At 24.2% G+C, this 23,733-nt stretch carries 27 protein-coding genes; 16 read left to right on the top strand and 11 right to left on the bottom strand.

The genetic code is table 11. The features are described 5' to 3' along the window. Nucleotides 1-39: 39 nt before the first annotated feature. Together ACA134_RS05260 and ACA134_RS05255 are read right to left on the bottom strand one after the other, a co-directional pair. Nucleotides 40-198, bottom strand: a complete 159-nt coding sequence (locus ACA134_RS05260; protein WP_409199376.1) for a hypothetical protein — start codon at nucleotides 196-198, stop codon at nucleotides 40-42. Between the two features lie 11 nt (nucleotides 199-209). Then, the gene (locus tag ACA134_RS05255) at nucleotides 210-797 is read right to left on the bottom strand and encodes an ADP-ribosyltransferase (RefSeq protein ID WP_409199375.1); all 588 of its coding nucleotides are present in this window, start codon (nucleotides 795-797) and stop codon (nucleotides 210-212) included. Nucleotides 798-1,059: 262 nt separating this feature from the next. Between ACA134_RS05255 and ACA134_RS05250 the strand changes: the two genes are divergently transcribed. From ACA134_RS05250 to ACA134_RS05235, 4 genes are all read left to right on the top strand, one after another. Further along, a complete protein-coding gene (locus tag ACA134_RS05250; RefSeq protein WP_409199374.1) occupies nucleotides 1,060-1,269 on the top strand; it encodes a molybdopterin-binding protein in 210 nt (69 codons plus the stop codon). Nucleotides 1,270-1,417: 148 nt separating this feature from the next. Then, entirely contained in the window at nucleotides 1,418-2,131 is a 714-nt protein-coding gene (locus tag ACA134_RS05245; protein WP_409199373.1) for a hypothetical protein, read from the top strand. A 31-nt stretch (nucleotides 2,132-2,162) separates the two neighbouring features. After that, nucleotides 2,163-2,675, top strand: a complete 513-nt coding sequence (locus ACA134_RS05240; RefSeq protein WP_409199372.1) for a DUF367 family protein — start codon at nucleotides 2,163-2,165, stop codon at nucleotides 2,673-2,675. A 10-nt stretch (nucleotides 2,676-2,685) separates the two neighbouring features. After that, entirely contained in the window at nucleotides 2,686-4,146 is a 1,461-nt protein-coding gene (locus tag ACA134_RS05235; protein ID WP_409199371.1) for an asparagine synthetase B family protein, read from the top strand. On the opposite strand, the gene ACA134_RS05230 is transcribed toward ACA134_RS05235, so the two are convergent. Then, complete coding sequence (locus ACA134_RS05230; RefSeq protein ID WP_409199370.1) at nucleotides 4,138-4,527, bottom strand: type II toxin-antitoxin system VapC family toxin; 390 nt, start codon at nucleotides 4,525-4,527, stop codon at nucleotides 4,138-4,140. The two genes, ACA134_RS05235 and ACA134_RS05230, sit on opposite strands and share 9 nt — an antisense overlap. Beyond that, nucleotides 4,524-4,775, bottom strand: coding sequence for an AbrB/MazE/SpoVT family DNA-binding domain-containing protein (locus ACA134_RS05225; protein ID WP_409199369.1), 252 nt, complete (start codon nucleotides 4,773-4,775; stop codon nucleotides 4,524-4,526). Before ACA134_RS05225 ends, ACA134_RS05230 begins: the two co-directional genes overlap by 4 nt. A gap of 179 nt (nucleotides 4,776-4,954) precedes the next feature. On the opposite strand from ACA134_RS05225, the gene ACA134_RS05220 reads away from it, so the two are divergent. The 11 genes from ACA134_RS05220 to ACA134_RS05170 all read left to right on the top strand — a co-directional run bounded on the left by ACA134_RS05220 (nucleotide 4,955) and on the right by ACA134_RS05170 (nucleotide 13,059). Next, nucleotides 4,955-5,086 (top strand): DUF3096 domain-containing protein, encoded by a 132-nt coding sequence (locus tag ACA134_RS05220; RefSeq protein ID WP_409199368.1) that lies wholly within the window; start codon nucleotides 4,955-4,957, stop codon nucleotides 5,084-5,086. Between the two features lie 18 nt (nucleotides 5,087-5,104). Next, nucleotides 5,105-5,323 carry a PRC-barrel domain-containing protein gene (locus ACA134_RS05215; protein ID WP_409201071.1) on the top strand — a complete coding sequence of 73 codons (219 nt, stop codon included), beginning with the start codon at nucleotides 5,105-5,107 and terminating at the stop codon, nucleotides 5,321-5,323. 186 nt (nucleotides 5,324-5,509) lie between these two features. Next, nucleotides 5,510-5,725, top strand: a complete 216-nt coding sequence (gene gatC / locus ACA134_RS05210; RefSeq protein ID WP_409199367.1) for an Asp-tRNA(Asn) amidotransferase subunit GatC — start codon at nucleotides 5,510-5,512, stop codon at nucleotides 5,723-5,725. Nucleotides 5,726-5,746: 21 nt separating this feature from the next. Beyond that, nucleotides 5,747-6,232: an amino acid-binding protein gene (locus ACA134_RS05205; RefSeq protein WP_409199366.1), complete on the top strand. Its 486-nt coding sequence runs from the start codon at nucleotides 5,747-5,749 to the stop codon at nucleotides 6,230-6,232. Nucleotides 6,233-6,240: 8 nt separating this feature from the next. Then, a complete protein-coding gene (locus tag ACA134_RS05200) occupies nucleotides 6,241-7,257 on the top strand; it encodes a homoserine dehydrogenase (protein WP_409199365.1) in 1,017 nt (338 codons plus the stop codon). 18 nt (nucleotides 7,258-7,275) lie between these two features. Next, on the top strand, nucleotides 7,276-8,475 hold the full coding sequence (locus ACA134_RS05195; protein WP_409199364.1) for a cofactor-independent phosphoglycerate mutase: 1,200 nt from the start codon (nucleotides 7,276-7,278) through the stop codon (nucleotides 8,473-8,475). After that, nucleotides 8,465-10,093, top strand: coding sequence for a glutamine hydrolyzing CTP synthase (gene pyrG / locus ACA134_RS05190; RefSeq protein ID WP_409199363.1), 1,629 nt, complete (start codon nucleotides 8,465-8,467; stop codon nucleotides 10,091-10,093). Before ACA134_RS05195 ends, pyrG begins: the two co-directional genes overlap by 11 nt. A gap of 93 nt (nucleotides 10,094-10,186) precedes the next feature. Next, a complete protein-coding gene (locus ACA134_RS05185) occupies nucleotides 10,187-11,071 on the top strand; it encodes a prepilin peptidase (RefSeq protein ID WP_409199362.1) in 885 nt (294 codons plus the stop codon). After that, nucleotides 11,068-11,493 carry a hypothetical protein gene (locus tag ACA134_RS05180; protein WP_409199361.1) on the top strand — a complete coding sequence of 142 codons (426 nt, stop codon included), beginning with the start codon at nucleotides 11,068-11,070 and terminating at the stop codon, nucleotides 11,491-11,493. Before ACA134_RS05185 ends, ACA134_RS05180 begins: the two co-directional genes overlap by 4 nt. An 80-nt stretch (nucleotides 11,494-11,573) precedes the next feature. Next, nucleotides 11,574-12,377, top strand: a complete 804-nt coding sequence (locus tag ACA134_RS05175) for a hypothetical protein (RefSeq protein WP_409199360.1) — start codon at nucleotides 11,574-11,576, stop codon at nucleotides 12,375-12,377. 1 nt (nucleotide 12,378) lies between these two features. Next, nucleotides 12,379-13,059 carry a TIGR00289 family protein gene (locus ACA134_RS05170; RefSeq protein WP_409199359.1) on the top strand — a complete coding sequence of 227 codons (681 nt, stop codon included), beginning with the start codon at nucleotides 12,379-12,381 and terminating at the stop codon, nucleotides 13,057-13,059. Here the strand turns inward: ACA134_RS05170 and ACA134_RS05165 are convergent. From ACA134_RS05165 to ACA134_RS05150, 4 genes are read right to left on the bottom strand one after another with little or no spacing between them, the layout of a single operon-like run. Continuing rightward, a complete protein-coding gene (locus ACA134_RS05165) occupies nucleotides 13,046-13,579 on the bottom strand; it encodes an AAA family ATPase (RefSeq protein WP_409199358.1) in 534 nt (177 codons plus the stop codon). The two genes, ACA134_RS05170 and ACA134_RS05165, sit on opposite strands and share 14 nt — an antisense overlap. Then, a complete protein-coding gene (locus tag ACA134_RS05160) occupies nucleotides 13,579-14,322 on the bottom strand; it encodes a phosphopantothenate/pantothenate synthetase (protein ID WP_409199357.1) in 744 nt (247 codons plus the stop codon). Before ACA134_RS05160 ends, ACA134_RS05165 begins: the two co-directional genes overlap by 1 nt. Before the next feature lie 8 nt (nucleotides 14,323-14,330). After that, a complete protein-coding gene (locus ACA134_RS05155; protein WP_409199356.1) occupies nucleotides 14,331-14,711 on the bottom strand; it encodes a hypothetical protein in 381 nt (126 codons plus the stop codon). A 47-nt stretch (nucleotides 14,712-14,758) separates the two neighbouring features. After that, nucleotides 14,759-15,265 carry a methylated-DNA--[protein]-cysteine S-methyltransferase gene (locus ACA134_RS05150; RefSeq protein ID WP_409199355.1) on the bottom strand — a complete coding sequence of 169 codons (507 nt, stop codon included), beginning with the start codon at nucleotides 15,263-15,265 and terminating at the stop codon, nucleotides 14,759-14,761. Nucleotides 15,266-16,013: 748 nt separating this feature from the next. On the opposite strand from ACA134_RS05150, the gene ACA134_RS05145 reads away from it, so the two are divergent. Further along, complete coding sequence (locus tag ACA134_RS05145; protein WP_409199354.1) at nucleotides 16,014-17,045, top strand: ribonuclease H-like domain-containing protein; 1,032 nt, start codon at nucleotides 16,014-16,016, stop codon at nucleotides 17,043-17,045. Here ACA134_RS05145 and ACA134_RS05140 read toward each other — a convergent pair. The 3 genes from ACA134_RS05140 to ACA134_RS05130 form a co-directional block, all read right to left on the bottom strand. After that, nucleotides 16,999-17,787 (bottom strand): alpha/beta fold hydrolase, encoded by a 789-nt coding sequence (locus ACA134_RS05140; RefSeq protein WP_409199353.1) that lies wholly within the window; start codon nucleotides 17,785-17,787, stop codon nucleotides 16,999-17,001. The two genes, ACA134_RS05145 and ACA134_RS05140, sit on opposite strands and share 47 nt — an antisense overlap. Nucleotides 17,788-17,899: 112 nt before the next feature. Further along, complete coding sequence (locus tag ACA134_RS05135) at nucleotides 17,900-20,515, bottom strand: VaFE repeat-containing surface-anchored protein (protein WP_409199352.1); 2,616 nt, start codon at nucleotides 20,513-20,515, stop codon at nucleotides 17,900-17,902. Nucleotides 20,516-20,938: 423 nt separating this feature from the next. After that, nucleotides 20,939-23,662 carry a beta strand repeat-containing protein gene (locus ACA134_RS05130; protein WP_409199351.1) on the bottom strand — a complete coding sequence of 908 codons (2,724 nt, stop codon included), beginning with the start codon at nucleotides 23,660-23,662 and terminating at the stop codon, nucleotides 20,939-20,941. Between the last annotated feature and the right edge of the window lie 71 nt (nucleotides 23,663-23,733).

The raw sequence follows: 23,733 nt of genomic DNA, 5'->3' as shown, positions 1-23,733 counted from the left end.
ATCATTAATTTCTTATTTTAAATATATTAAAAATAGTATTTATTTTCCATCTAAACTTTCTGCTTCTAATCTTGCTTTTTCTCTAAGATATTCTCTTGCAGCTTCAGGATTAGATTTAAGATGTTTTCTTTTTTTATCAAAATATTCTTCTAGTTCTTCTAGTTCTTTTTCAGTAAATTGTTCTGTTAAACTTTTCATAAAAATCAATTTTAATTACTAATAATTTTGTTTTTATTATTATAAATATTTTTTATAAAAACTTTTATTATATTATTTTTAATTTTAAAAATTTCAAAAATAATATTTTTTGGAAGTAAAAATTCTAATTCTTTATCATAAATAGAATATTGTTCTGTAAAACATCCTATTGTATTTTTAGAAGCATAGATTTCAACTAACCAATTATTATCTAAATCGTTATCAATATAATTCAATGCAACTTCTTTATCAAAACTTGTTGAACAAAATCCATTTTCAATTATTGTATTGTTTTTAATCCATTCTTCAATAAATTTTCCATGGTTTAAACCTCTAAATAAAATAGTATTTTCATTTAATCGATTAATTTTAGTAATTTCATTTAAAATATATATCACAGTTTTAAATTTTTCTTTGTCAATCATTTTATTATTTACAATAAGTGGTTTAATCGGATAATTGTGTCTTAAAAAATTATTAATAATTTTTGAAGCCTTCGGATAGGTATATATTTCTATAGCTAATTTTTGATTATCATTTGCATTCCAATAATATTTTTCAAGTTCTTTAAAAGTATTTTTATTAAATATTTTATACATATTTTTTACTCTCACAAATTAATTCTTAAAAAATATTCATACTTCATTGTTTATCAATTTAATTCAAAATTAATTGAATATATTAATATAACAAGCTTCTAATATTTGTTTAACTTATTAAAAAGATATTAAGTTAAATAATTGATTTTAAAGTGAAAATTAATAATAAAATTATTATTGTATTTATAGGGATTTTTAAATATATATTAATTGGAAATATTTATTAATTTATAAATACAATATAATTATTAAAGGTAATATTATGAAAATTAGTGCAAGAAATCAATTAAATGGAAAAATAGAAAATGTAGAACTTGGAGCTGTTATGGCTAGTATTAAAATTCAAGTTGATGAACCTGGATTAATTACTGCTTTGATTACTAAAGAATCTGCTGAAAAACTCGGTCTTAAAAAAGGAGATGATGTTGCAGCTATTATTAAATCTACTGAAATTATTGTTGGTAAAGAATAATAACTACTTTTTTTATATACTTTTTTTATTTATTTCTTTTAGATGAAATTTATTTTTTTTATTCTATCAATTTCAATGTTAATTTTTAAAAACATTTAATAATAATATTAAACATAATTTTAAATATATAACTAATATAGGTGAATTAATGAAAATAAAAAATATTATAGCTATTATTGTTATAGCTGTTGTGGTTATAGCTGGTGGAATACTTGCTTTTGACTATTTTACTGAGGATTTAGGAATTGTAAATCCTAAACCAACAACAGATTTTGACAATAATTTTATGTCTGGTAAAATTGTAGGTAATGCTAAAAGAGTTGAAATGAATGAATCTGAAGATAGCATTAATAAATGGTTAGATAGTTACAAAGACAGTGAGAATAATATTGAATATAATATGTCTACTTGTAAAAACGCAACCTTTTTAATTGATTATCTTTCTTTACAAGGTATGGGAAAAGCAGAAGTCAGAGAATACGGTGGAAATGAATGGAATATTTATTTCTCACAAGGTGTACCTAATCAAGGAGAAGGATCTAATAATACTACTAATGTAACATTCGATATTTACATTTGTGAATCAAATATTAACAACCAAAGCTACTTAGTTTACATTATTGAAACTAAAACTGATGGAATTGCACCTAAAGTGGAATCTGATGGATCTTTATATTGTGAGTTATTTACAGATTATGCTCAACCATTACTTGAAAATGCTGAATTTAAACATAATGATGATGCGCCTGAAGTTTATGAACTTTTAGGTATTTCAGAATCTGATTATACTCAGCTTGCAGAATATATTAGACAATATAAAGCTGGAGAAATTGATGCAAATGGAAATGCTATTTCCCAATAATTTCTCTTTTTTCTTTTTTTGGTGATTTTTTTTGAAAATAGCTATTTTTCATGCAAATGAATGTGATAAAAAAAAATGTACTTCTTTTAAATTAGAAAAACTTAATAAAGCTTACTTATTTTATAACTTAAATAAAATTCCAAAAGGAGCAATTGTTTTAAATCCTTATTCTGAAAAGGCAGTTTCTTTAGAAGATAGAAATGCTGTAGAATTTAAAGGAATTGTTGGACTAGATTGTTCTTGGAATGAAGTTTCAGAATCTAAAAAATTTTTTTCTCTTTCTAAATATCATAGATCTCTACCTTTTTTAATAGCTACTAATCCTGTTAATTATGGTAAAGTTTGTACTTTATCAACAGTTGAAGCAATAGCTGCAACACTTTATATTACTAATTTTAAAGATGAAGCTCGTGATATGTTAGATGGATTTAAATGGGGTCATACCTTTATAGAATTAAATTATGAACTTTTAGAAAGTTATTCTGAGGCTAAAACAAGTTCAGAAGTTGTTAAAATTCAAAATGATTTTTTAGAAAGTCATTAAAGGTGTTTTTATGTGTGGAATTGCAGGTTTGGAAGGTAATTTTAAAGGTAATGATTTACTGGATTTATTAAAATCTATTAAACATAGAGGACCAGATTCAACAGGTATTTATTTAAAAGAAGAAGGAATTAAAAATGATATTGATTTAGATAATTTAGATTTAAATAATAATTATACATTAGCTAAAGGCCATAATTTATTATCAATTTATAACCAAGATGATTTTAAAAAAGGATTTCAACCAATATCATATAAAAACCTTACATTAGTATATAATGGTGAAATTTATAATACTAATGAGATTTCTGATTTTTTAAACCTTCCAAATGATACTTCTGATGATTATATTTTAATTAAATTAATTTATTTTTTCTATTATAAACATAGTAGCTTATTAACTGCTATGGAATATATTTTTGAATTTTTAGATGGAGATTATGCTTTTGCAGTTTATGATGGGGAAAATTTAGCTGTTTTAAGAGATCCATTAGGAATGAGACCATTATTTTATTCTATATCTGGAGAAAACAAAGCTTTTGCATCTGAGAAGATTGCTTTAAAAAATCTTGATTATAAAGATATTAAATCATTAAAACCTGGTTGTGTATTATATAATTGGAAAGAATTTTATTTTGAAAATGATATTTGGGATGAAAAAATTGATATAGGCCATGATTATTTAAATGATTTAGAAAGCTTACTTACAAGTTCTATATTAAAAAGAATTAAAAATATTGATGAAATCGGATTAATCTTTTCTGGTGGAGTAGATAGTACAATCATTGCATATATATTAAAAGAAATTCAAAAAGAAAGAGATTTAACTGTTAAGCTATATGTAGTAGGAGATGAAAATTCTCAAGATATTGTTTATTCAAAAAAAATAGCTAAAATATTAGGTTTTGATTTAAAAATCCAAAATATTAATGAAAAAATTGTTAAAGATAATTTAAATACTGTTCTTGATTTTCTCGGTGAAAATAATCTAATGAAAATTGGAGTAGCTATGACAGTTTATCTTGCATCAAATTTAATTAGAGATGATGGTTTACGTGTTGGATTAACAGGTCAAGGTGCGGATGAACTTTTTGCAGGTTATAATAGATATTTAAAAACATATAAAAAAGGATTAAAAGAACTTGATTATGAGCTAAGATATGATATATCTAATATGTATAATGTAAATCTTGAAAGAGATGATGCAGCTTGTATGAAATCATCAATTGAACTTAGATCTCCTTATCTAGATAAAAATTTTGTTAAATATTCACTAAACATTCCTGTTAATTTAAAGATTTCATCTGAAGATGATAAACTTAGAAAAAATATTTTAAGAAAATTAGCTATTAAATTAAATATTCCTAAAGAGTTTGCTAATAGACCTAAAAAAGCAGCTCAATATGGTTCAGGAATTGATAAAATTTTAAGAAAAAAGTGTTTAGATGATATTAATGACTATTTTCTAATGTAATCTATGAATAGTCTCTACTTTATCAAAATCACTATCAAATGATGCAATTTGATTAATTTTTAATTCATTTATAATATTTATTGAAATAGAATCTACTAAAGATAAAGTACCATCATATTTAATTAAAGTATTCATGCCTCTATCTAAATCTTTTAAGTTTGTTTCGTATATTGTGTAATTGTCTTTAATGAAACTATATAATGTTTTTGATGTTTTCCCTCCTTTTAGTTTACCTATTATTGCCATAGTTTCGGTAATTATTAAGTCAGAAGTTATTAAATCTTCCTCTGATATTTCATCAAGTATTTTAATTGTTTCACTGTGCCATTGGTCTTTTTCAGATATCATAGCTATAATAAAACTAGCATCTATAAAAATCATTTTAATCGAGGTATTTTTGATGTGTTTGGAGCCATTTTCTTTAATTCAACAGAATTATATGGAATTTCTTCTTTAATCATTCCTAATACATCTTTTAATTCAATTTTTTTTCTAAATTTCACTTGAAGTTCTCCATTATCGTCAATTATCCATTCCACAATATCTTTAGGTTTAACATTGTATTTTTTTCTTATTTCAGAAGGAATGGATGTTTGATTACCTTCATAAACAGTTGTTGTAATAGTCATTTTTTACCACCTTGCTAATATTTATATTGCTTGTTATATTTAAAATATTAGTTATTTATTTGATACTAGGTACTTGAATTAATATTGTAAAATTTAATTTTTAATCCATAATTGATCTTAAATCAATATTGTTAAATATTATTAAAAACATAATTAAATTCATTAAGATAGGTGATAAAATGGATAAGACAAAAGTAATTTCTATATTGGCTATTTTAGCAGGATTAATTGTAATTATTTTCCCAGTAATTTTAGCTTGGGTAGTTGGAATATTTTTAATCTTGTATGGTTTATTAAATTTTATTGATTAATTGGTGATTATATTGAATATGGACGATTTTATTGGAATGGAAGTAATAGATGATGAAGGAAAATCTATTGGTAAAATTGATGGTGTTGAATTTGATGAAGAAGAAGCTTTAATTACAAAAGTTATTGTTAAACTTGATAAAGGAATCTTCTCAAGAGAAAAAGAAAAAATTAATTATGATAAAATTAGCAAAATCAAAGATGTTGTTTTACTTAAAGACTCTATTGATATTGATTAATTAATTTTTTTTATTTTACTTTTTTTAAATATTTTTAATATAAAATGCTATGAAATTATAATCATAGTAAGTTTTAAATACTTTTTTTACAAAAATATTAGTATTAATGAGTATTTGATATAATATTTAAATTTTAAAATACTTTTTTTATATTACTTAATTATTATTAAATAAGGAGATTTACTAATGAAAATTGAAAAAGATGCAGAAAAAATATTAGAATCATTTTCTAAGACTTTAGAATCTGTTCCAGAATTAGAAGAAACTTGGTATATCATTGACAATATAAATCTCGCACGTAAAGACGAAGCTCACGCAAAAAATCCAGAAAAAATTAAAAGAAATGCTAAATTAGATAAAGATGGAAATCTTATTGTTAAAAAAGCAGACTGGATTAATTAAATAATTTATTGGGGAATTATTATGAGAATGGATTTAGTATTAGAACTTAAAGATGTTCCAGGTCAATTAGTTTCAGTACTTGACCCTATAAGTGGTCTTGGAACTAATCTTGTCACTGTTATTCATCAAAGAGACATGAAAAACAAAAGAGGAATGATTCCAGTTCAAATAACTTTAGAAGGCGAAAGAGAAAATTTAAATAAAGTTATTGAAAAATTCAAACAGCAAAGTATTTCAATATTAGAAATGGATGGTAATGTTCAAAAAGAGAAAATTAGCACGATTTTAATTGGACATATTGTTGATAATGATATTAGAGATACCATGGATAAAATTAATGAATTAGATGGTGCTCTTGTAAGTGGTTTTGATATTAAATTAGATGGGGAAGATAAATCTTCAGCTCTTATAAATATTGAAGCTGATTTTGGTAAAAAAGGTTTAATATTTGATAGAGTTAAGCAGATAGCATCTGAGAAAGATTTGCTCATGATTAATGAGGTATAGGGATTTTTATGAAAGAATATAAAATCTGCATTATAGGATTTGGGGCAGTAGGAAAAGGGGTAGCTAAAGCTATTTCTTTAAAAAAAGATAATATAAAAGAAAAATATAATGCTAATTTAAAAATTGTAGCTGCAGCTGATTCATCATCATCAGCTATTTCATCTGATGGTTTAGATGAAGAATTATTATTAAAAACTAAAGAAGAAACTGGGAAATTAGAATCTTATCCTAACTTTGGTGGTAATTTAAATGGTATGGAAATATTAAATGAAGTTGATTATGATATTTTAATTGATGTTACACCTACCAATATAGAAACTGGTGAACCTGCATTATCTCTTACATTAAAAGCATTTGAAGATGGTAAAGATGTTATAACTTCAAATAAAGGTCATTTAGCTATTAAATTTAAAGAATTAATAGCTACTGCTCGTGAAAATAATGTACAATTTAAATATGAATCAACTGTTGGAGGAGCTATGCCAATAATCAACTTTGTACAAGAAACACTAAACAGTTGTGAAGTTGAATCAATTATAGGTATTTTAAATGGTACTACAAATTATATTTTATCTAGAATGACTACTGAAGGATCATCTTATATTAATACTTTAAATGAATCTCAAGAATTAGGAATAGCTGAAACTGACCCAACTCAAGATGTTGAAGGTATAGATGCAGCTTGTAAAACTGTAATTTTAGCTAATTCTATTTTAGGGGTTGATGCAGTCTATTCAGATGTTGATGTAACTGGTATTTCACAAATTACTTCTGAAGCTATTAGTCTTGCAAAAAAGGATGGATATTTAATTAAATTAATTGGTGAAGTTTCAAAAGAAGAGTTAAAAGTTTCTCCTAGACTTGTAAAACAAGGAAGTCAATATGATTTAAATGGAACTTTAAATATGGCTACTGTTAAAACTGATCTTGCAGGAGATGTTACTGTTGTAGGTAAAGGTGCTGGATCTCTTGAGACTGCTTCTGCAATTTTGACTGATTTAATTAATGTAATAAAAATGAAATAATAATCCTCTGTGATAAATATGAAATATTTGATTTTAATAGGGGATGGAATGAGTGATTTACCACTAAATGAGTTAGATGGTAAAACTCCTTTAGAAGTCTGTAATAAACCTAATATTGATAAATTAACTAAAAATGGTCGTTCAGGACTTATTCAAAATGTCCCTGAAGGTTATACTCCTGGTTCTGATGTAGCTAATATGAGTATTTTTGGTTATGATCCTAGTAAATACTATACTGGTAGAGGCCCTTTAGAAGCTGGCAGTATGGGTATTGAAACTAATGATAATCAAGTAATTTTTCGCTGTAATTTAATTTATGAAAAAGATGGTAAAATTGAAGATTTTACTGCAGGCCATATTTCATCTAGTGAAGCTAGTACATTAATGGAAGATTTAAATAAACATTTTAATAAAAATAAATTTTATCCTGGAGTTAGCTATAGACATATTATGGTATATAATTCAAATAATCCTAGTGAAACTTCTGCTTTTAAAACAATGCCACCTCATGATATTATAGGTGAAAATATCAATGAACATATGGAATGGTCAAGTGAGGAAGGTAAAGATATTAAAAATATCATCTTAGAATCAAAAAAAGTTCTAGAAAATCATCCTGTTAATTTAAAAAGAATTGAACAAGGAAAAAAACCTGCAAATATGATTTGGCTTTGGGGTCAAGGTTTAAAACCTTCAATGGATAATTTTGAAAAAATATATTCTAAAAAAGCAGGAATTATTACTGGTGTTGATCTTTTAAAAGGTATAGGGGTTTATTCTGGTATAAAAGTTATTAATGTTCCAGGTGCTACTGGTTATTTTGATACTGATTATAAAGCTAAAGGAAAATATACTTTAGATAATTTTAAAGATTTAGATATAATAATTGTTCATGTAGAAGCTCCAGATGAAGCTGGTCATGAAGGTAATATTGAAGAGAAAATAAAAGCTATAGAAAATATTGATAAATATGTATTAGGTACTATTTTAGATAAAATTGGAGAATATGGAGATTATAAAATTGCAATCTTACCTGATCATCCAACACCTATTGATTTAAGAACTCATACAAATGATGAAGTACCAATAGCTATTTATTCATCTTTAGAAGATAATATTGATAATGTTGAAAAATATGATGAAGAGAATGTTAAAAATGGTTCTCTTGGCCACATGATTGGTCATAATTTAATAAATTTCTTAATTAATGATAAATAAGGAGTGGGTTTTACTGACTAAATATATTATAATAACTGGGGGAGTTGTTAGTTCTGTAGGAAAAGGCATAACTTCAGCTTCTTTAGGAAGAATTTTAAGATCTTATGGATTAAAAGTTGCAGCTATTAAGATAGATCCTTACTTAAATTGGGATTCTGGAACTTTAAATCCTTATCAGCATGGGGAAGTTTTTGTTACTTTTGATGGAATGGAAACTGATTTAGATTTAGGCCATTATGAAAGATTTTTAGATGTTGAACTTCCAGGTAATTCTAATATTACTACTGGAAAAGTTTATGAATCTGTTATTGATAAAGAAAGAAAAGGTGAATTCTTAGGTGCTTGTGTCCAAGTTATTCCTCATATCACTGATGAAATTAAACATAGAATTAGGGATATTTCTGAAAGTGGAGATTATGATATTGTCTTAATTGAACTTGGTGGTACTGTTGGTGATATTGAAAGTCAACCTTTCTTAGAAGCTTTAAGGCAACTTAGAAATGAAGAAGGTTTATCTAATGTAATGTTTGTTCATGTTACTTTCATTCCTTATTTAAATGCGGCAGGTGAGTTTAAAACTAAACCTACTCAACATTCTACTAAAGAACTTAGAAGTACAGGTATAAATCCAGATATTATTGTTTGTAGATCTCAAGAACCAATTGATAAAGATTTAAAGCAAAAAATAGCTCATTTTTGTGATGTAGATTCTAAAGCTGTTGTTAATACTCCTGATGCTGGTTCTATTTATGAAGTTCCACTTGTTTTAGATGAAAATAATGTAGGTAATTTAATTGCTGATAGATTAAGTTTAGATGTTGATGCAAATAGCTCTAAATTAGATTCTTGGAGAGAAATTGTAGATTTAATAAAAATTGATAAACCTAATGTTAATATAGCTATTGTTGGTAAATATGTAGAACTTGAAGATGCATATACTAGTATTAGGGAAGCATTAATTCATGCAGGAGCAGATATTCCTGTTAATGTAAATATAGAATTTATTAGTTCTGATGTTGATAATTTAGATACAAACCTTTTAAAAGATTTAGATGGTATTTTAATTCCTGGAGGCTTTGGAGAAAGGGGAGTTGAAGGTAAATTAGATGCTATTGATTATGCTATTGAAAATAAAATTCCTATTTTTGGAATTTGCTTAGGTATGCATTCTATGGTTATTCAATTTGCAAGAAGAAATGGTTATCCTAATGCAAATAGTGCTGAAATTGATGAGGATAATAAATATCCAGTTATTGATTTAATGGAAGAACAAAAGAAAATCAATAATATGGGCGGTACAATGCGTTTAGGTTCTTATGATTGTAAACTTAATAAAGATACAAAGTCATTTGAAGCTTATGGTGAGGAAAACATTTCTGAGCGACACAGACATAGATTTGAATTTAATAATGAATTTAGGAAAGATTTAGAAAGTAAAGGCCTTACTGTTGCAGGAACTTCTCCTGATGATTTTTTAGTTGAAATTGTTGAAATTAAAGATCATCCTTGGTTTGTAGGTTGTCAATTCCATCCTGAATTTAAATCAAGACCTAATAGGGCTCATCCTTTATTTGTCTCTTTTGTTAAAGCTGCATTTGATAATTCTAAAAATAAATAATTTAATAATTTCATTTAAATTTTATTTTCTTAAATCAATTTAATAGCTTTAATTTCTACCTATTTAATATATAATTAATTTTAATAGTTAATTATGTATTATAATAGTGTTTTTATTTTTCCAACAATTATATCATTTCTATTTATTTTAATAGCTTCATATAATGATTTTAAAAAAGGAATTATTCCTAATAAATTAAATTTTTCATTCTTATTTTGTGGATTATTTATAAACTTAATTTTTTCAATTTTTTTCAATGATGTTATATTCATAGCTTCTTCTATAATTTTTACATTTATCACCTTTTGTGTATCTTATATTGCATGGAAATTCAAAATTTGGGGAGGGGGTGATGTAAAATTATTTACTGCAATCTCATCAGCTATTCCATTTCCTATTAATTTATCTTTTTTAACAGGTTTTTCACCAGAAATTGGAATTTTCCCATTTTTCATAATTGTTATGTTAAATAGCATTTTATGTTCTTTTCCAATATTGATTATAATATTAATTTATAATTTAAATGAAGATTCAAATTTTTATATAAGTAAAAATAACATAGCTATTTTTTTAAATTTTAAATATTTACATTTTTTAATAAAAGAAAGCTTTAATAAAACAATTAATATTAAAGATTTATCAGAAGGTATGGTATTAAATAATTATTATTTTAATGATTCTAGAATTAATGAGATTATTAATGAAAATTCTGGAAATTTAAGTTCATATACTGATAATAACAATGATAAATTTAAATATTATTTAAAATCAAACTCAATAGCTGGAATAGACTCTTCAGATTTAGTTATTTTAAAGATTTTGCATGATAAAAAATTAATCAATAATAATTTTTCAATTAAACAATCTTTTCCTTTTGCTCCATCTATTTTAGCTGGTTTTACAATTGCAATTATTTTTGGTGATTTAACTTTAATTATAACAAAATCTATAAAAATGGTTTTAAATGTGATAATATGAATGATAATAAAGGTCAACTTGCAATTGAGTTTTTAATGTTATTTTCTTTAATATTATTATTTTTAATTACATTTACTCTACCACTTACAGATTTAACGATACAAAATAATATGGATTTAGATAAATCATTATCTACAAAACATGAATTATTTAAAATAGCTGATTCTATAAATCAAGTATATTCTCAAGGTTCTGGATCTAAAAAAACTATAATATTAAACCTTAAGGAAAATATTATTGTTAATATTAATGATGATAAATTAAAAGCAGATATTTTATTATCTAATAATAAAAGTAAAAAATTCGAAATAGATGTTAATTTTAATGGAATTTCAAGTGATATTATATTAAATAAAGGAAAAAATACTATTTTTATTTCATGGAATGAAAATTCTAATAAAATGGAAATTTCAAAACTTTGAATAAATAAATTATCTTATCATAAATTTTAATATACAAGATAGTTAAACTATAATTATTATAATTTTTATGAGGGAAATTAATGCATTTTTTAGGTAGTATTTTATTTATTGTTTTGTTTATAATATTGATGATAGTCGTCTTTTCGATGGGAATGCTTATTAAACTTGTTGAAAGAAAAGAAATAATTTTAGTTATTATTTCTAGTTTCATTATTGGATCATTAGGAGGAATGTTCTTTTTATATCCAGTTTATGAAGAATTACCTTCTTTTGTAAGTACAATGGAAGCTATTAATTTTAATAATGAGGAAACTTTATATTTAGATGTTTCTTCAATTAAATTAGAAAATCTAGAAAAAAATTTAACACAAACTAAAGGTGTTAATTCTTTTAAAGTTACAGGAATCACATTTAATTTATGGCGATTGACAGATTCGGAGATGGAGTCGATAGATTCTCGTTTAGGAAATGTAAATCCAAATTATACTTCATGGGAAGTTACTAAATCAGGAAATGTTCATATTGAAATTGAAAATGGATCAGACCCTAATAAAGCATTAAAATCTTTTTCTGATTGGTTTAAATATTCTTATGGTGAAACTATTACTTATGGTCAGGTTCATATAGTTCTTGAAGTCCAATCTTCAGAAGTTCAAAATGTTAAAGACTACCTTTTAGATCAAAATATTGTACCAGTGGATTCTTCAGGTCCTGTTGAAGATTCTATTGAAAAAACTAAAAGTTCAATGTTATCTTATAATGAATTTGTTATAGGTGTGGGAATATTTAGTATTTTAATATCTGTTTTAGGAATTTATTTTGATACTATTGTAGTTACATATAGAAAACTTAATAGATTTTTACATAAAAAGTTTAATAGATAAAATGAAAGTCGCTGTCTTATTTTCTGGTGGAAAAGATAGTGTTATGGCATTATATAATGCTATTAATAATAAAGAAGATGTTCTTTATCTTTTATCTATTAAATCTCGTAACGACGAATCATATATGTTTCATGTTCCAAATATTCATATGACTGATTTAATTTCAAAAGCTGTTGAAATTCCACTAATGACAGTTGAAACAGATGGAATTAAAGAAGAAGAACTTAATGATTTAGAAGATGCTTTTTTGAAACTCAAAAACTATGGTGTTGAAGCAATATATACTGGTGCATTGTATTCTACTTATCAAAAATCTAGAATAGAGAAATTAGGTGCAAAGATTGGTTTAAAAGTTATTTCTCCTTTTTGGCATGTTGATGAAGTCGAATATATGAATTACATTATAAAAGAAGGTTTTAAATTTATTATTTGTGGTGTTTTTGCAGAAGGATTAGATGAATCTTGGCTTGGACGTACAATTGACTTAAAAGCTATAGATGAACTTAAAAAAATTAATAAAAAATATCATGTTAATCTTGCTTTTGAAGGTGGAGAAGCTGAAACTTTAGTTTTAGATGGACCTATATTTAAAAGGAAAATAGAAATTATTGAAGCTGATAAAAAATGGAACTTTGATAATGGATTATATATAGTTAAAAAAGCAGAACTTATTTTAAAATAATTGTATCTAAGTAATTATTAAGTTCTTTTTTAAAAGAATCTAAATTATCTTCATTAATAAAAATTTTATCAGATTCAGCTATGACTTGACCGATTCCAAAATTTAATTCTCTTTCATCTCTTTTTAAAAATTCTTCATATTCTGATGAATCATCAGCTCTTTTTCTATTTTGTAATCTTTCAAATCTTGTTACACGATTTGCAAAAATAGATATTAGTTTGAAAGTAGGGAAATTATCTTTAAATAGCTTTACCTCATAAGGACTTCTAATTCCTTCAACAACAATTAATTTAGTATCATTAATAGTTTTTATTTTCTCTATTGTCATCTCAGCTACAATGTATTGACCAAATTCTTCTCTTAATTTAACTGCAGTTGTTTGAGAATCTTCATCTCGTTTTATAGCTTCTTCTCGTATTATATCTCCCATACTAACTATTGTTCCACCTTTTTCAATAGCTAAATCTGAGACTAAACTTTTTCCTGATCCTGGTAAACCTGAAACACCAATTATATTCATTATTTTTCCTCTTTAATTTTAAATGAACCTATAGAATCTTTTAAATTATCTTCATTTGAATAATCAATTAAAATATCTTTTAAAACACTAATATTTTGAACTTTTAAATCTTTAGCTATTTTATTCATAAAAGGTATAGCTCTTATAATATTATCAACAATTGAAATATTAGACTTCATAGAAGTTCTAGATAACGGATTTAAATCTATTGTTATTGTTTTTTTATCTGTTTTTGATAATAATTCTGCTCTATCTCCATCTTCTAAAGGTATTAAAACAACATCAGCACTATAAATTCCACTTGAACTTGCACTAGCACGTGGATTTTCAATGGAATTAATATACTTTATATCGTCATCATTTGTTCCTAAAATTTCTGTAAATCCTTTTGATTTAAATAATTCAGCTATTTTATCTACTCTCTCATCGCTTCTATAGAATAAATTAATTTCAATTTTTGCATTTAATGTATTTGCAAGATCAATAATATCATCTATTGCAAGTGCAACTGTATTTCCATTAACAGAAATTACAGGATTTTTTGAAAGTAATAATAATGATACTGCAGCATAAATTGCACGTTTTGCAGGATAGCTAGTTTGTTCTCCTAATAAATAATCAAATGCTTCTCCTCTACCATGAGCAATCATAGCAGTTTCAGCTAAATAACCTTCTTTATATGCATTTTTAATTTTTTCCCTAAGTAATAATGATTCATAACGTGGATGGTTCTTATTTATCAATTTAACACCTAATTTAATTCAACTTTCATTTGAGCTAAATAACCAAGTAATGTAGTGATTAATGGAAATATAATTAACATACTTATAATGTGAATTGGTGAATTATCAATATTTATTGTTTTTCCAAAAAAACTTATAAAAACATTATCTAATATTAAATCACAAACAAATAACATTATTCCAAAATAAAAACCTTCTTTAACTTCGTTTGTGTTAATTTCACGAATATATAATATTCCAAATATTGTAGTTACAATAATAATTGAAATTGGAGCTAAAATATTAATGTATGGAACACCATCAATATGGAAAGGAGATAATATAAAAGATAATATATAAATACAAATCCATGTTAAAATTCCATATAAAATAGCTAATCTAAATTTCATAAAATCACTCTTAATTAATAATATTATTTGATTTATTTAATATATATTTATTTTTTATTATTTTTTTCTAAATCTAATAATTTCTTTTTAATTTCAACACCACCAGTATAATTACCAATACTTCCATCACGTTTTAAAGTTCTGTGACATGGAATAACTATAGGATATGGGTTTTTACCTAAAGCAGTTCCAACAGCTCTTGATGCTTTAGGATTATTAATTTTAGAAGCAAGTTCACTATAAGAATTAGTAGAACCATATTCGCTATTAAATTCTTCAATTAAAACAGATTTATGAAAATCACTAAATTTATCCATATTTAAATCATCTAATGAAAACTTAAAAAGATTTCCTTTTAAATAATCTTGTAATTTTTTAAGGAATCTTTCAGGCTTTTCTTCTTCAAGATTTCCATATCTATCAATAGCTATTTGATTAGAATCATTATTTGATGAAACGATGATTTCTTCAATTAATCCTGTTTCATTTGAAAAAATTAAAGTAATATTACCTAATAAATCATCTTCATAAGTGTATTTTTTTAAGTTTTTCATATTTTTTATTTTATAAATACCTTCATATATTATTTTATAAAATTCTTTAAATGTTTTAATAATTCATGTAATGATGATTAAATTATTATATTATAAAAAATAAAAATAATAATGTTGGGGAGGAAGAATGTAAAATTCTTAACTATTTTAGATGTAAATATTTTTAAAATAGATAAAATATAAAACTATCTTCCTTATATTTAACTTAATAAGTTAATTATGTAAGATATTGTTAATATTATGTATGCAATTAAAGGGATTATGTCGCGCATAATATCAATCCTCCCCTTTTTAGTAACAACTATGAAAACATATTTGTTCTTAAAATTTTCTATTTTTAATATTTTGAAATAATTTCATAGAATCTTACACAATCATATATTAATAACAATCATTAATAAAGCTTGTTTAAATTAAATTAGTAAATTGATTTGAAAAAAAAGTAATTAAATGTTGAATATGTTCTTAAAATTAATTAAGAACAATTTTATCATCCAACAAAAAAATTCCATATAATATTTCCCTTAAAATAAAATATGAAATTTTAGTTATTTTTAGAACAACTATGTAACATAGTCAATTCTTATTTTATGAATCCCAGTATTTATATTTTTTTATTGTGTGTAAATGTGCATTTGTGCTTTTTAATAATTGCACTTATCATACTTTTCACAAGCTACCAATAATTTTTTATATTAATATTACGATATCTTAATCAATAGATTTTTAATTATAATAAAGGTTAAACATGAAAAACAATAAATTAAATGAATTTTTAGAAAGCCAACTATCAAATTCACTTGGTTCAAGTACTTATGTGGGTGATGGTTCATATGCTTATTTTAAACAACTAAAAGAATCTTTAATTGAAAAACATCAAGATCAATCATTAGAAGATATTAAGGGATTATCTAAAATTGATACAGATTATGGTGAAACTTTAAAAATTATAAGTAAGGAAAAAATTGATTTTAATTTAGAAAATTGCAATTTTAAAGATAATTTAAATCATAATTTAAAATTAATTCCACGTATTGGTCCAAATAAAGAAATTTCATTAAAAGAAAAAGGATTTAATACAATTGAAGATTTAACTTCTCATGAAAAATATTCTAAATCAGCAAAAGAAGTTTTAGATACTTTAGAGAATAAATCATTTTTAGATATTTACAACCTACTACAATGTAATAAATATTCTAAAGAATGCAAAGATAATATAATTAAATCTACATCAATAGTTGATTCAGAAAAATTTAAATTCATGGATATAGAAACATTAGGTCTTTCAAATTGCCCAATTATTTTAATTGGTGTAGCTGAAATTGAAGGTAATACTATTACAACTAGTCAATACTTTTTAGAAAATAAAACACAAGAAAAAGCTGTAATTGATTCTTATTTAGCTCATATAAATGATGATTCAATTCATGTAACTTTTAATGGAGCTAGTTTTGATATACCTTTTATAAAAAATAGATCTAATTATTATAATATAAGTAAAGACTTAAACCAATGTCATTTTGATTTAATTTATTTTGCAAGAAATTTATGGAAAAATCAATTGCCTAATTGCAGATTAACTACTATTGAAGAAGAAATTTTTGATATTAAACGTATAGATGATGTTCCAGGTTCTGAAATTCCAGATTATTATGATACATATTTAAAAACAAATAATATAGGGCCTATAATTCCTATTATTGAACATAATCGTCAAGATATTGTTTCACTAGCTAGTTTTCTAATGAAAATGTATTCTGAGACTTTAAATAATTATTAATTAGTTGATTAAATTCTTTAAAATGCCTAACATTCCATAAATTTGTAGCTTTTTCTATTTTTAAAATTTTAGCATTTTTAAATACTTTTTTAATTTCATAAACAGATGATTTACACCAAATAGTATCATATGATCCAAAACAAACTAAAAGATCTTTATTTGGATCTTTAGGATTAGAATCAATTGAATAGTTTAAAGATTCATAGCTAATTTTTTTAAGGTTTTCATAATCTTGATTTTTAAAAGTATTAGATATATCTTTGATATACTCTTTACCTATTCCAAAATATCTAAGATATGCTCTTATGAGAAAGTTATCATCTTTACTATCTAAAATAGCTTTGGTTTCATCTAAAACATTAACAATAGATTTATCATAGGAAACTTTATCTTTTTCATCTATTAATTCAACTCCACTAATAATTACTTTATTTATTAGTTCAGGATATTTAGAAAGTATATCAAGTGAAATTTGACCACCTAAATCAATGCCAATTAGATTCACTTCTTCTTTATTTAATTTTATAATAAAATCTTTTAGAAGATCAGTTACTTCAGAAATTGAAAAATTTGACAGATTAAAACTATCTCCGTGGTTAGGTAAATCTATAAAAATAAGATTATAATCATTAAATTGATTAAATTGTTTATCAAAAATCCAATTAGCTATATTTTTAGGATGAAGAAATATTATAGCTTTATTTTTATTAGAATTTTCTTCTATAAAATTAATTTTTTTCATAATTAAGTAATATTTATGTAAAAATAGCTATATTAATTTTATTAATTTATTTATCTTTTTTGGTATGAAAAATAATTTTAAAAAAAATAAGAATAACTCTTAATTAAAAGAGTTATTTTTTAGTTCGGCGAATGCTTACAATACTTAATAAAACCAAAATAAGCAACAATATTGGATTTCCTGTGCTTTTCATTTCAGTTTCAGCAAGTTTTTCATTTAATTCATCTATATCTTCTACAGGTTCATTTGGAATTTCAGGAATCTCTGGTTCATCAGGGTCATCAACTAAAAATTCTATTGTTTGTTCTTTATCATTTATATCTTCATGAACAGCAATTTCAGTACCATTTTGATATAATTTCTCAAAAACAACAATAATTTTTCCTTGTAAAGAACTAGCATCAAAAGTAAATTCTAAATCAATAGTTCCATTAGCAGAGGTAGCTGTAAAAGTTTTATTTGCTATAATTGTCTTACCATTAATAAGTAAAGCTTTACCAGTTGATTTATCCATTAAAATACCACTAACTGTATAGACTTTTCCAACAATTAAGTTAGTGTATGTTACTGTATCAACAATTGTAACTATACCTTTTGCTACAATAGTTTTATCTCCTGTAATTTTATCTTTTGCACTAGTGCCAATAGATGGGATGTCAGGTTTAGGAGGTTCTTCAAAAGTTACTGTTTGATTAGTATCATTAATATCTTTATGTTCAGCAATTAAAGTGCCATTAATATCAAATAATTCTTCAAAAACAACAACAGAAATATTACCTAAATCAGTAGCATCAAAAGTGAAATAAATTAAAACACTACCATTAACTGTTTTAACAGTAAAAGTTTTAGAACTTGTAACATTTTTACCATTAATTAAAATAGGTTTTCCACTGGTTTTATTCATTAAAACTCCTGTAACAGTATAATTTTCACCAGCAACTAAATTCCAATAAACAACATTATCTACAATAGTAATAATTCCATCAGAAACAATGGTCTTATTACCAGTAGCATTATTGGAAGCACTTGTACCAATTGATGGGATGTCAGGTTTAGGAGGCTCTTTTAAAGTCACTGTTTGATTAGGATCATTAATGTCGGTGTGATTTGCAACATGAGTATTGTTATCATAATATAAATATTCAAAAACAACAACAGACACATTACCAAAATCAGTTGCATCAAAAACAAAGGTTAATTGAACAGTACCATTTTTAAAAATTGGTGTGAATCTATATGTATCATTAACTTTATGGCCATTATAGATTACATGGCTACCATTTTGATACATTAAAAATCCATTTATTACATAAATTTGACTAGTATTTAAATTCCAATAATTAACAGTATCAACAATAGTAATAATTCCATCAGAAATACCAGTTCTATCTCCTGTATTATTATTAATTGCACTAGTACCAATTTTTGGAAGAGTTTCATTTAAAAAGTTTCTTTGGAAAGTTTCATTTAAAACAAATCCAACAATTTTACCATCTCTTACTACCATATATCCTAAAAAGTTTAAATATCCTTCTGTTAAATTAAGATAATTAGTAATATAATAATCAGTAAAGTTTCCGATGGTAATGCTTGTTTTATTTAAAGTATTATCACCATAAAAATCATGATATTTATCACTATAATTATCTGGCACCATAGCATATTCAATGTTCAATGAAAAACCTTCAAACAAATTATTAAATTTATAATTTTCATTTTGAATGTCTTCTGAACTTGGTTTAAATGATATATTCATTTTATAAGAATTATTTTCATCAATAACAGTTGCTGTCCACATATACCAATTTGTAAAATTAATATTTTTTGAAGCACTATTATCTAAAACAGCATCATTAGGATTATTTTTACCCCACCAATTCATATTAACATTATTGTTATCACCGAAATTTATTAAATTTTTAACTCCTGCTGCTTGACGAATTAAAATGCCATTATAATTCATGGTTATATTATTTCCATACAAATTAATAAGACCCATTGCACTCATGAAAAATATAGAACCTTCAATTAATGAATTATTTCCATAAATATTTATATTATAATCTGTATAAAAATATGTTTTATTAATTTCTAATTCATCAACATCAAAATTTGTATATTGTGATTGAATATATCCATCTTTTAAAGTTAAATTTCTTCCTTTTAAATTCAAATTTTTAGTTAAAATAGTGTAAGAATCAATAAATAAATTTTCCCCAATAATTGTAATGTTTTCTGATCGTTGACCATCAGTAAGAAGTACATCTATAACCTTACTATTATTTAAGTTTAAATTTATTATATCTGCAGCAAAAGAACTATCTTGGATTATAACATTTGTTCCAGAAATATCTGCTGAAATAGAACCTTCTACTTGAAAATTATTTAATATTAAATTTGAACCATTGCTCATTATAGAATTATTAAATCTATACAACAGAATGTTTGAAATATTTACATTATCTGCTGTAATAATAAAACCAGTTGAAATATCTAAATCATTTGCACGAATCCAACTTTTAGCTGTATCATTTATACCTTTTATATTAATAGATTTATTAATAGTTATTTCATCAACTTTAAAACTAGAACCAGAACTATTTATAATAATTGTACTTCCTTCTTCTGCAGAATCTATTGTGCTTTGAAGATCATCTCCAGAGCTAACTATATAATCTGTTGAAGATACGGAAGTCATACCCATTAACATAATAAATGTTAACGCCATAAATACTATTTTTTTATTAATATTATTCACTCCCTTAAATAAAATTTTTAAAACAATAGAATATATAATATGAAATTATTAGTATATTTTATTAAAATAACACTGTTTCTTTTCATAATAATATAATATTTACAAAATATTTTATGTGAAATCGCATCTCTTTAAATGAATTTTATATATCCTAGCTACTACATTTGTTTTAATGTTTTAAATAAATTATGATTTATTTTAATAATTAGATATGGAATTATTTTTTATTGAAAAATATTTAGATTAAAAAAAATTATATAAACATTAATAAAAAAATTTTGAAATAGTATTTTATTAAATTATTTTATAAATTAAAGAAATTTTATGATTATATTTACATTTTATTAATTTTAAAAGTTTAAAAAAAGAAAAAATTAGGAATTTTAATAATTCCTAAGCAAGTACAACACTAACAATATTTGAAGTTGAAAATTCTTTCCAAGTTGCTGTTGCAATATAGCTACCTGGATCTAAATTAATATTTAATTTAGCTACTCCATAAATATCAGTAGTTCGATTATATAATACGCCGTTAATATTTATAGTAACATTAACTCCAGGTACAGGTGCACCAGTTGCATTTAAAGCTTTAACTTCATATGCTTTACGTGAATCAGTTGTCATGTTAGTATCATTACCAATAAGAATAGGTAATACAGTGATTTTATTACTATATCCTAAATTATAATCAGGATGATTTACAGTAATAATATATTCGCCTTGATCTAAGTTAATGTTTAATCTAACTGTACCATTTTCATTAGTTTGACGTGTATACATTACACCATTAATATTCATAGTAACATTACGATTAGCTAATGGAGTACCATTTGTATTGACAAGTGTAGCATAATATTGGGTACCATTTTGGAACATTTTGGTAATGTCTGAACCATTAATTAAAGATATAACTTTGATATTATTACTAATGCTTAAATCATCATAAGTTGCAGTAATTATGTATTGACCTGGGTCTAAGTTAATGTTTAATCTTGCAGTACCGTTTTCATTAGTTTCACGATAATATATTGCACCATTAATGTTGAATGTTACATTAACATTTTTAAGTGCAGTACCATTTTTATCTGTGAGGTTTACATAGTATTGAGTATCATTTCTATATAATTTAGTAATATCTTCACCAGTTAATGTGGATTCAACATCAATAAAAGTGTTAACAGATGCATTTGAGTAAATTTCATTTCCATCATAATATGTAGTGACATTATAAACTTTAGGATCTAAATTTATAGTTAAACGAACTTTTCCTTCACTATCAGTAGTTCTATTATATGTTACACCATTAATAGTAATAAAAATAAGCTGACCTACAAGAGCAGTTCCATTAATATTTTTTAATATAGCTATATATTGAGTACCATCTTTATAAAACATGAAAATATCACTAGCGGTTAAATTAACATAACTTCTAACTAAAACTGTTAAATCTTGTGTGAAATTATTATAATTATCATCTCCAGTATAGAAAATAGTTATGTTATGATTTCCACCACTTAAATTTAAATTTTTAAAAATTACAGTTCCATTTTGAACAGGAATACTTATGATTTGATTATTGTGGATATAAGTAACATTACCTGAAGCTCCAGGATTAACATTTACAATAATGCTTTGATTTTTATCAGAGAACATATCATCATATGTGAGATTTAAAGTGATGTTATTTTTTGGAACAATTAATGTTCCTGGTCTTGAAGATAAGTTATTTGTTCCTTCATATTCAGTTGCATTAAAGTGGAATATTCCTGTAGCATTTGGTTTAAAGAAAATTTCGTATTGTTCATTATTGATATTATCATTACTAAGTATAAAATTTCCTAAAATAGGATTAGATAAGGTTATATTTCCTCCAACAACAACATTACCAAAATCATCAGATATAGTAGCAAATAATTTAGTATCTTTACCATATGTTCCATTGTAAGTGGTATTACTATAAATAACTATCCAAACTTCAGTAATAATCATTCCATCATTGTAGATTTTTTGAAGATTATTTAAATACATATAATTTTTTTCTAAAGATAAAGTTCCATTAACATCATTATAAACTAAAGGAACATTATTAGTTGTATTAATTCTATTATTGATTAAATAAGCTATATCATTATTATATATGTCATTAGCTATATGTTCTGCAGTATTATTTATAAAAGTACAATTTTGAGCTGTAATAATACCTATGTCATTAAAAATAGCTGCACCAACAGATGCTTCATTATATGTGAAATTAGAAAAGAATATTCCTATATTACCTTCATAATTAGCAATAGCTGCTCCACCTTTTTCTCTTTGATCAATAACTTGTTTATTATATTCAAATAAAGAATCATTAATAGTTATGTTTCCACCTTCAAAATTAGCAATAGCACCTCCACCAAAATCAGCCTCATTTTCAGTGAATATACAATTAACAACAGTTAAACTAGCATTTCTATTATTTATTCCTGCACCATAATCATTTGCTCGATTATTTGTAAAATTACAATTAACTAATCTTAATGATGAATATTGGTTTATAATTGCAGCTCCACTTCCACCATAAGCTATTCCATCAGAAAAGACAGAATTAGTAATAATACCTTCGGAATTTTCCATATAAATAGCTGCACCACCAACTTCACCAAAATTATCAGTAAATGTTGTATCTGTAATTGTAAAAGTTCCATTCATAGAATAGATTGCAGCTCCAGTTATTGCTTTACTATTACTAATAGTAGCATTTATTATAGTAAAATTTCCAGTATTATGTATTGCTGCACCATCTACATTTCCTTCAATAGCCATAGCATTAATTAAAATAATGTTTTTAAGTGTAACATTATTTCCTGTAATGTTAAAAATCTTTGATTGATGATTAGCATCAATAGTACTACCATTACCATTAATAATAAAGTTATCTCTACTAATTACGATTCCATTTGTTAAATTTTCATCAGTCTCTTCATTAAAAGTATAATCTTGATTTAAAACAAGTTCATTAGAAAGTTCATTTTCTATAACTCCTTCTAAATCAGTAAAATTACCTTCTGCCGATACGAAATTTAATGAAAAAATTAAAACTAAAAAAATTAAAAATATTTTCAATATTTTCATTGAATACCTCCTTTATATAAACTAAAAAACATAATTTTTAGTCACTTTAATTATTTATTTCTAATATTTTT

The sequence above is a fragment of the Methanobrevibacter sp. DSM 116169 genome, from assembly GCF_046197865.1.
Taxonomy (GTDB): Archaea; Methanobacteriota; Methanobacteria; order Methanobacteriales; family Methanobacteriaceae; genus JAHKLT01.
Note: the sequence above shows the minus strand (reverse complement) of the source record. Positions and strands in the feature narration are given on the sequence as shown.

Excerpts from the sequence above, each read along its gene's own strand:
- pyrG (WP_409199363.1), top strand. The coding sequence starts at position 8,465 with ATGATAAATAAGGAGTGGGTTTTACTGACTAAATATATTATAATAACT.
- ACA134_RS05150 (WP_409199355.1), bottom strand. The coding sequence starts at position 15,265 with ATGAAAAACTTAAAAAAATACACTTATGAAGATGATTTATTAGGTAAT.
- ACA134_RS05185 (WP_409199362.1), top strand. The coding sequence starts at position 10,187 with ATGTATTATAATAGTGTTTTTATTTTTCCAACAATTATATCATTTCTA.
- ACA134_RS05195 (WP_409199364.1), top strand. The coding sequence starts at position 7,276 with ATGAAATATTTGATTTTAATAGGGGATGGAATGAGTGATTTACCACTA.
- ACA134_RS05140 (WP_409199353.1), bottom strand. The coding sequence starts at position 17,787 with ATGAAAAAAATTAATTTTATAGAAGAAAATTCTAATAAAAATAAAGCT.
- ACA134_RS05130 (WP_409199351.1), bottom strand. The coding sequence starts at position 23,662 with ATGAAAATATTGAAAATATTTTTAATTTTTTTAGTTTTAATTTTTTCA.
- ACA134_RS05135 (WP_409199352.1), bottom strand. The coding sequence starts at position 20,515 with ATGGCGTTAACATTTATTATGTTAATGGGTATGACTTCCGTATCTTCA.
- ACA134_RS05245 (WP_409199373.1), top strand. The coding sequence starts at position 1,418 with ATGAAAATAAAAAATATTATAGCTATTATTGTTATAGCTGTTGTGGTT.
- ACA134_RS05255 (WP_409199375.1), bottom strand. The coding sequence starts at position 797 with ATGTATAAAATATTTAATAAAAATACTTTTAAAGAACTTGAAAAATAT.
- ACA134_RS05200 (WP_409199365.1), top strand. The coding sequence starts at position 6,241 with ATGAAAGAATATAAAATCTGCATTATAGGATTTGGGGCAGTAGGAAAA.
- ACA134_RS05155 (WP_409199356.1), bottom strand. The coding sequence starts at position 14,711 with ATGAAATTTAGATTAGCTATTTTATATGGAATTTTAACATGGATTTGT.
- ACA134_RS05205 (WP_409199366.1), top strand. The coding sequence starts at position 5,747 with ATGAGAATGGATTTAGTATTAGAACTTAAAGATGTTCCAGGTCAATTA.
- ACA134_RS05180 (WP_409199361.1), top strand. The coding sequence starts at position 11,068 with ATGAATGATAATAAAGGTCAACTTGCAATTGAGTTTTTAATGTTATTT.
- ACA134_RS05165 (WP_409199358.1), bottom strand. The coding sequence starts at position 13,579 with ATGAATATAATTGGTGTTTCAGGTTTACCAGGATCAGGAAAAAGTTTA.
- ACA134_RS05235 (WP_409199371.1), top strand. The coding sequence starts at position 2,686 with ATGTGTGGAATTGCAGGTTTGGAAGGTAATTTTAAAGGTAATGATTTA.
- ACA134_RS05220 (WP_409199368.1), top strand. The coding sequence starts at position 4,955 with ATGGATAAGACAAAAGTAATTTCTATATTGGCTATTTTAGCAGGATTA.
- ACA134_RS05250 (WP_409199374.1), top strand. The coding sequence starts at position 1,060 with ATGAAAATTAGTGCAAGAAATCAATTAAATGGAAAAATAGAAAATGTA.
- gatC (WP_409199367.1), top strand. The coding sequence starts at position 5,510 with ATGAAAATTGAAAAAGATGCAGAAAAAATATTAGAATCATTTTCTAAG.
- ACA134_RS05145 (WP_409199354.1), top strand. The coding sequence starts at position 16,014 with ATGAAAAACAATAAATTAAATGAATTTTTAGAAAGCCAACTATCAAAT.
- ACA134_RS05230 (WP_409199370.1), bottom strand. The coding sequence starts at position 4,527 with ATGATTTTTATAGATGCTAGTTTTATTATAGCTATGATATCTGAAAAA.
- ACA134_RS05175 (WP_409199360.1), top strand. The coding sequence starts at position 11,574 with ATGCATTTTTTAGGTAGTATTTTATTTATTGTTTTGTTTATAATATTG.
- ACA134_RS05260 (WP_409199376.1), bottom strand. The coding sequence starts at position 198 with ATGAAAAGTTTAACAGAACAATTTACTGAAAAAGAACTAGAAGAACTA.
- ACA134_RS05170 (WP_409199359.1), top strand. The coding sequence starts at position 12,379 with ATGAAAGTCGCTGTCTTATTTTCTGGTGGAAAAGATAGTGTTATGGCA.
- ACA134_RS05225 (WP_409199369.1), bottom strand. The coding sequence starts at position 4,775 with ATGACTATTACAACAACTGTTTATGAAGGTAATCAAACATCCATTCCT.
- ACA134_RS05215 (WP_409201071.1), top strand. The coding sequence starts at position 5,105 with ATGGACGATTTTATTGGAATGGAAGTAATAGATGATGAAGGAAAATCT.